This is a genomic window from Baekduia sp., from assembly GCF_035996765.1.
Classification (GTDB): Bacteria; Actinomycetota; Thermoleophilia; order Solirubrobacterales; family Solirubrobacteraceae; genus Baekduia.
Genome location: NZ_DASYJG010000002.1, coordinates 65,844 through 72,748 on the forward strand (window position 1 = coordinate 65,844; position 6,905 = coordinate 72,748).

The 6,905-nt window shown below is 70.5% G+C and carries 5 protein-coding genes; 2 read left to right on the top strand and 3 right to left on the bottom strand.

The window, feature by feature from the left end; genetic code table 11:
- Window positions 1–10: 10 nt before the first annotated feature.
- Window positions 11–2,770, bottom strand: coding sequence for a DNA translocase FtsK (locus VGO10_RS00640; protein ID WP_327464146.1), 2,760 nt, complete (start codon window positions 2,768–2,770; stop codon window positions 11–13).
- A 111-nt stretch (window positions 2,771–2,881) separates the two neighbouring features.
- On the opposite strand from VGO10_RS00640, the gene VGO10_RS00645 reads away from it, so the two are divergent.
- Together VGO10_RS00645 and VGO10_RS00650 are read left to right on the top strand one after the other, a co-directional pair.
- Window positions 2,882–3,571, top strand: coding sequence for a response regulator transcription factor (locus VGO10_RS00645; protein ID WP_327464147.1), 690 nt, complete (start codon window positions 2,882–2,884; stop codon window positions 3,569–3,571).
- Entirely contained in the window at window positions 3,568–5,004 is a 1,437-nt protein-coding gene (locus tag VGO10_RS00650) for a HAMP domain-containing sensor histidine kinase (RefSeq protein WP_327464148.1), read from the top strand. Before VGO10_RS00645 ends, VGO10_RS00650 begins: the two co-directional genes overlap by 4 nt.
- Window positions 5,005–5,008: 4 nt before the next feature.
- Here VGO10_RS00650 and VGO10_RS00655 read toward each other — a convergent pair whose 3' ends face one another.
- Together VGO10_RS00655 and VGO10_RS00660 are read right to left on the bottom strand one after the other, a co-directional pair.
- Entirely contained in the window at window positions 5,009–6,673 is a 1,665-nt protein-coding gene (locus VGO10_RS00655) for a ribonuclease J (RefSeq protein ID WP_327464149.1), read from the bottom strand.
- A gap of 6 nt (window positions 6,674–6,679) precedes the next feature.
- The coding region (locus VGO10_RS00660) for a dihydrodipicolinate synthase family protein (RefSeq protein ID WP_327464150.1) at window positions 6,680–6,905 on the bottom strand (226 nt) is incomplete at its 5' end.

The window sequence follows — 6,905 nt, forward strand, 5'->3', positions numbered from 1 at the left end:
GTCTATGGAGCTACTGAGCGGGCTGGTCGTCGCCTGGGTCCAGCGGATCTTCGCCAGACTCGGACCCACCAGACTCGGACCCACCCGCCCGGGGCGGTGGCAGCTCTGGCGCATCGGCGCTCGTCGGCGTGGCGATGTCGCCCTTCTCTGCCAAGGCCGCGAGCATCCGCGGCAGGTCCTGCCCCGTGATCAGCACCTGGCGCGGCTTGGAGCCCTCGTAGCCGGAGATGACGCCACGCCGCTCGAGCATGTCCATCATCCTCCCCGCGCGCGTGTAGCCCAGGCGCATGCGCCGCTGCAGCATCGAGGTCGACGCGGTGCCCATCTCGACGACCAGCTCGATCGCGTCGGCGAGCAGCGGATCCTCATCGGGATCCTTGCCGTCGGCCTCATCGCGACCGCCCTCGGCGGCCTCCGGCTCGACTTCCTCCAGCAGGTCGGCGCGCAGTTCGGGCTCGCCCTGGCGCGCCCAGAACTCGGTGATCTGCGCGACCTGCGCCTCGTCGATGTAGGCGCCCTGGATGCGCTGCAGCTTCGAGGAGCCGACCGGCGAGAAGAGCATGTCGCCCATGCCCAGCAGCGACTCGGCGCCGTTCTGGTCGAGGATCACGCGCGAGTCGGTCTGCGAGCTCACCGCAAACGCGATCCGCGACGGCACGTTAGCCTTGATCATGCCCGTGATGACGTCGACGCGTGGCGACTGCGTGGCGAGCACGAGGTGGATGCCGACCGCGCGCGCCTTCTGCGCGATCCGGATGATCGAGTCCTCGACGTCGCCGGGCGCGACCATCATCAGGTCGGCGAGCTCGTCGATGACGCAGAGGATGTAGGGCAGCCGCTTCTCGCCCTCCTCCTCACGCACGCGGTTGAGCTCGACCAGCGAGCGCGTGCGCTTCATGGCCATGATCCCGTAGCGCCACTCCATCTCGCGCACGAGGTTCTGGAGCGCGTTGGCGGCCTGCCGCGGCGAGGTGATCACCGGCGTCAGCAGGTGCGGGACGTCCTCGTAGTGGTTGAGCTCGACCTGCTTGGGGTCGACCAGGACCAGCCGCGCCTCGTCGGGCGTGGCGTTCAGCAAGATCGACGACAACATCGCGTTGATGCACGCCGACTTGCCCGCGCCCGTGGTACCAGCGACGAGGATGTGCGGCATCTTGGCCAGATCGGCGCCAATGGCTTTGCCCGAGACGTCCTTGCCCAGCCAGACGGTCAGCGGCGAGTAGCCCTCGGGCCGCGCGCGGAAGACGTCGCCGAGGTGGACGGTGCGGCGGTCGCGATTGGGGACCTCGATGCCGACGGCCTGCTTGCCCGGGATCGGCGCGAGGATGCGGATCTCGGTTGCGGCCAGCGCATAGGCCAGATCGTCCTTGAGCTGGGCGACCTTGCTCATCTTCACGCCGGGCGCGAGGCGCAGCTCGTAGCGCGTGATGTGTGGGCCGCTGACCGTGCCGACGACCTTGGCCTCCACGTTGAAGTGGCTCAGCGCCTCGACCAGCGACGCAGCGATCTTCTCGTTGCCGCTGGTGTCGGGGCGGATCTGGTCGCCGGTGGAGCGCTTGAGGACGCGGGGGTCCGGGATGATGTAGTCGATCTCCTCGGCATCGTCCTCGCCACGAGCGGCCGGCAACTCGAGTTGCTTTGGCTCGCCGTCGTCGTCGGGGTCGAAGTCCTGCTGGAGGTCCGGCAGCTCGTCGGTCGCCATCACGGCGTCCTCGACCGCGGCGTCATTGGCGTCCTCGGCCGCGGACTGCGGCGTGCGCTCGACGGTGAGGTCGTCGTCGAGCGGTTCCGGCACGACCGGCTCAGCCGCCTTCTTGCGCCGGCGGATCCGCGGCTCCTCGTCGGGCAGCGCGCCCGCCGGCTCGTCGTCGCCGAAGAGGTCGGGGTAGCGCTCGACGCCGTCCAGCGACGGTGCCTCGACGTGCGTGGCCTTGACCACCATGTCGTCGTCGGTCTCTGGGACCTTCACGCGCGGCCGTCCGTCCTTGGTCGCGCCGGCAACCGTGGCCGCGGCGCCCCGTGGGCTCGCCGACTCCGTCCCACCCACCCGCGCCGTCGCGGTCGCGCTGCGCAGCACGCGCGTGGACTCGGCGACTGTGCCGCCGGTCGCCTTCAGCACCCCGGCCACAGAAGCGCCGGTCAGCAGCAACAGCCCGGCCAGGAAGAGGAAGAGCGCGAGGATGTGCGTGCCGATCGACCCGATCAGGTTGCTCGACACATAGAACAACGCCTCGCCGAGGTAGCCGCCGCGATCGCGCAGGAAGTCGGCATCCCAGAAGCCATGACGGACCGTGTCGGGCCCGAGACCCAGCGTGCCGGCGGCGAACATCAGCGCCAGCGCGAGCACGAAGCAGAGGCCGCCCGACTTGAACGGCCGCACCGACGGCAGCACCGGGCGCATGACGATGACCGCGCCCGCGGCCAGGACGCCGACCGGGGCGACGTAGCGCAGCTGGCCCACGGCCAGCGCGAGCCCGTCGACCACGCCGTCGCCGGCCTGCCCGCCATCCCAGCCGAGATAAAGCGGGAAGACCAGGAACACGCCGCACGCCACGAGCGCCAGCCCGAAGAGGTCGAGATGGCGCTGCTCGATGATGGGAATGCGCGGCGCCCAGGTCGCCGACGAGCGCTTGGCGCGCGTGCGCGCCGCACCCTTGCCGCGCGCCGGCGGCTTGCGCTTGCGCGCGGCCGCAGACGATGCGGAGGTCGTGGTCTTGGACTTGGGCGCCGGCTTGCGCTTGCGCGGGGCGGGAGTACGGGTCGTGGCCATGGCTCGGACCCTCACCTTCGACACGCTGGTGCCCGTCCCTGCCGGAGCGCCGACCGCGCGTGCGCGGGCCGCCCTTGATCCTGGCTTGATGGCCGGCTTTACCATGCATCTGTGATCGACGGCCATGAGCGGCAGGCACGCGTCCTCATCGTGGAGGACGACGACGACATTGCACAGGTGCTGCAGCGGTCGCTGCGCCTGGAGGGCTACGAGACGCGGATCGCCGGCGACGGCGAGGCGGCGTTGGGCGCGGCCAACGACTTCGTGCCCGATCTCGTGGTCCTGGACCTCGGGCTCCCCAAGATCGATGGCATGGACGTCGCGCGCCGCCTGCGCGCCGCCGACGACGTGCCGATCCTGATGCTCACGGCGCGCGACGCGCTCGAGGCCCGGGTCGAGGGCCTCGACGCGGGCGCCGACGACTACCTCGTCAAGCCGTTCGAACGCCAGGAGCTGCTGGCACGCCTACGCGCCCTGCTGCGCCGCCGGCCGCCGCGTGGCAGCGCGTCGCTGGTCGTCGCCGACCTGTCCTTGAACCCCGACACCCACGAGGTCCGCCGCGGCGAGCGCGTCGTCGAGCTGACCCAGCGTGAGTTCGAGCTGCTGGAGTACCTGATGCGCAACGAGCGCATCGTCGTCCCCCGCCAGCGGCTGCTGGAGGACGTCTGGGGCTATGACCCGTTCGCGACCACCAACACGATCGAGGTCTTCGTCTCCAACCTGCGGCGCAAGCTGGAAGGTGGCGGTGAGGCGCGCCTGCTGCACACGATCCGCGGCGCGGGGTACGTGCTGCGGGCATGAGCGCCCTGCTGCACTCGATGACGCTGCGCTGGCGGCTGGCAGCACTGGCCGCCGGACTGACGTTCTTGGTGCTGTGCGGGTTCGCGCTCGTGATCGGGCAGCTCACCGCGTCGCGCATCCGCAGCGACTTCCGCAACGAGATGTCGACGGCGGTCAACAACCTGCTCAGCAACCGCCTGCCGATCAAGTACGACAACGACAAGGCGACGATCCCGGAGTCGCTGGTCCGGACCTACGCGGCGCCCAACCAGGCCGTGATCCGCGTCCTGTTCAAGAACGGCGTCGAGATCGCGTCGACCGAGCGCGCGCCGGACTTCGGCAGGCTCGGCCTGGCCGCGGGGCGCACCGGCGAGGTCGGCGGCTACCGCGTCGAGACGCGCGCGACGACGCTGGCGATCAGCAACTCGCAGCTCGGGATTCCCGTGCTCGTGCAGTACGCGCGCCGTACCGCCCCCGTCGAGGCCAGCGTCCACCGCGTGCGCGTGTTCCTGATCTTCGGCGTGCTGTTCGGCTCGGGCCTGGCGCTGGCCCTCGCCCTCGCGCTGTCGCGCCGCGCGCTGGCCCCGCTCACCAGGCTGACGTCCACGGCCCGCGACATCGCCGCCACGCGCGACCCGAGCCGGCGCGTGCCGATCCCCGACACCGAGGACGAGGTCGCCGAGCTCGCCCGAACATTGGACGACATGCTCCAGGCGCTGGAGTCCTCGCGGGCCGAGCGCGAGGCCGCCCTCGCGCGCCAGCGGCAGTTCGTCGCCGACGCCAGCCACGAGCTGCGCACGCCGCTGACCAGCGTGCTGGCCAACCTCGAGCTGCTGGCTGAGGTCCTTGACGGCGAGCGCGGTGAGGCGGCGCGCTCGGCGCTGCGTTCGACCCAGCGCATGCGTCGGCTCGTGGGCGACCTGCTGCTGCTGGCCCGTGCCGACGCCAACCGCGAGGTCCCCCACGCCCCGACCGACCTCGGCCGGGTGCTGATCGACGTCGCCGCCGAGCTCGGCCCGGTCGCCGGCGACCACGTGCTGAGCGTGGACGCCCACCCCGCGATCGTCAACGGTGCGGCCGACGAGCTGCACCGGCTCGCGCTCAACCTGATCCAGAACGCCTTCCAGCACACGCCGGCCGGAACGCGCGTGCACGCCTCCGTGACCAGCGATGCCGAGCACGTGCGGCTGACGGTTGCCGACGACGGCCCGGGCGTGGCGCCGGCGCTGCGCTCCGAGATCTTCGACCGCTTCGTCCGCGCCGAGGGCGACCGTGGCGGCTCGGTCGGCCTCGGCCTGTCGATCGTGCGGGCGGTCGCCCAATCGCACGGCGGCGACGTCGTGCTGGAGTCCCCGCCCGAAGGCGGCGCGCGCTTCGTCGTGACGCTGCCGGCGAGCCGCGCGGAGGCGCCGTCAACCGACGGCGACCTCCACACGGTGCGCGTCCGCGTCTAAGCGCTCAGACCTCTACAACGACCGGCAGCACCATCGGGCGCCGCTTGAGCCGGTCGTAGACGAACGCCGCCAGGTCGTCGTGGAGCTTCTGCTGCAGGAGGTCGATCTCGCGGATCTCCTCCCCTGCCGCACGCGCCAGCGAGCCGTTGACGAACTCGCGGATGTCGCCCAAGAGGCCCTCGGCGTCCTCGGAGTACGGCACGCCGCGGAAGATGATCTCCGGCTCGGCGACCGAGCTGCCGTCCTGCTCGGCGATCGTCGCGACGACGACGAAGATGCCGTCGGCGCTGAGCATCCGGCGGTCACGCAGCGCGACGTCGGTCGGGTCGCCGATGTCGACGCCATCGACGTAGATCATGCCCGCGCGCTCGCGCTTGCCGAAGCGCGCGCCGTCCTTGTCGAGCTCCAGCGGCAGGCCGTTCTCGCCCTTGAAGATGTTCTCTTCCGGGACGCCGACCGACTTGGCCAGCTCACCGTGCAGGTGGATGCGCTTGTGGTCGCCGTGGAACGGCATCACGTACTTCGGCTTGGTCAGGTTGAGCATCAGCTTGATCTCCTCCTGGTAGCCGTGGCCGGAGGCGTGGATCGGCGTGTCCTTGGGCGTCACCACGTCACAGCCGATGTGGTAAAGCCGATCGATCGTCTCGTTGACCGCCCGCTCGTTGCCCGGGATCGGGGTGGCCGCGAAGACCACCGTGTCGCCCTTGTGCAGCTCGACCTGCGGATGGTCGCGGTGGGCCATGCGGCGCAGCGCGCTCAACGGCTCGCCCTGGCTGCCGGTCGAGACGATGACGAGCTTGTGGTCGGGAAAGCTCGACGCCTCGCGCGGCTGCACGAAGCTGCCGTCGGCCACCGTGATGTGCCCGAGCATCCGTCCGATGTTGATGTTCTTGCGCATCGACCGACCGACCAGGACGACCTTGCGCCCGTGCTCGGCCGCCGCGTCGACGACCTGCTGGACGCGGTGGATGTTCGAGGCAAAGCAGGTGACGACGATGCGCCCCTCGCAACGCCCGAAGAGCGCCGAGAGGTTCGGCCCGGCGACCGACTCGCTGGGCGAGAAGCCCGGGCGGTCGGCATTGGTCGAGTCGCCGCACAGCAGCAGCAGCCCTTCGCGGCCCAGCTCGGCCAGGCGGCTGACGTCGGCCGGATCGCCGTCGACCGGGGTCTGGTCGAACTTGTAGTCGCCCGTGATGAGCATCGTCCCGAGATCGGTCGTCAGCGCGACGGCCATCATGTCCGGGATCGAGTGCGTGAGGTGGATCAGCTCGATGTCAAACGGCCCGAGCTCGATCGTCTCGCCCGGCTTGACGTCGTTGAGATCGGTCTCCTTGAGCCGGTGCTCGTCGAGCTTGGAGCGTGCCATCGCCATCGTCAACGGCCCACCGAAGACGGGGATGTCGGTCCCGAGCTCACGCAGGATCCACGGCAACGCGCCGAGGTGGTCCTCGTGGCCGTGGGTGATGACGATGCCCTCGATGTCCTCGGCGCGCTCGCGGAGGTAGGTGAAGTCGGGGAGCACCAGGTCGATGCCGACCTGCTCGGCGGTCGGGAACCGCAGTCCCGTGTCGACGATGACGATCGCGCCGTCGTACTCGACGACGGTCATGTTCTTGCCAATCTCGCCCAGCCCGCCCAGCGGGAGGACTCGAAGCTTGCTGTTGTCCATGTTCTCCTAGGGAGCCCCGGCAGAAGCCAGCAGGCCGTGGCGCTCGAGGACCGCGCGGATCTGTGCGCGCTCGTCCTCATCGGCCTCGACCAGCGGCAGGCGCAGGCCGCCGACCGGATGGCCGGCCAGCTCGAGCGCCGCCTTGACGGGGATCGGATTCGTGGTGACGCCCATCGCGGCGTAGATGTCGCGCAGCGAGGCGTCGATCGCGGCCCGGTTCTCGGGCTCGTCG

What these genes read in the sequence shown, in the direction of transcription:
- VGO10_RS00650 (WP_327464148.1), top strand. Translation starts at nt 3,568, where the DNA reads ATGAGCGCCCTGCTGCACTCGATGACGCTGCGCTGGCGGCTGGCAGCA.
- VGO10_RS00640 (WP_327464146.1), bottom strand. Translation starts at nt 2,770, where the DNA reads ATGGCCACGACCCGTACTCCCGCCCCGCGCAAGCGCAAGCCGGCGCCC.
- VGO10_RS00655 (WP_327464149.1), bottom strand. Translation starts at nt 6,673, where the DNA reads ATGGACAACAGCAAGCTTCGAGTCCTCCCGCTGGGCGGGCTGGGCGAG.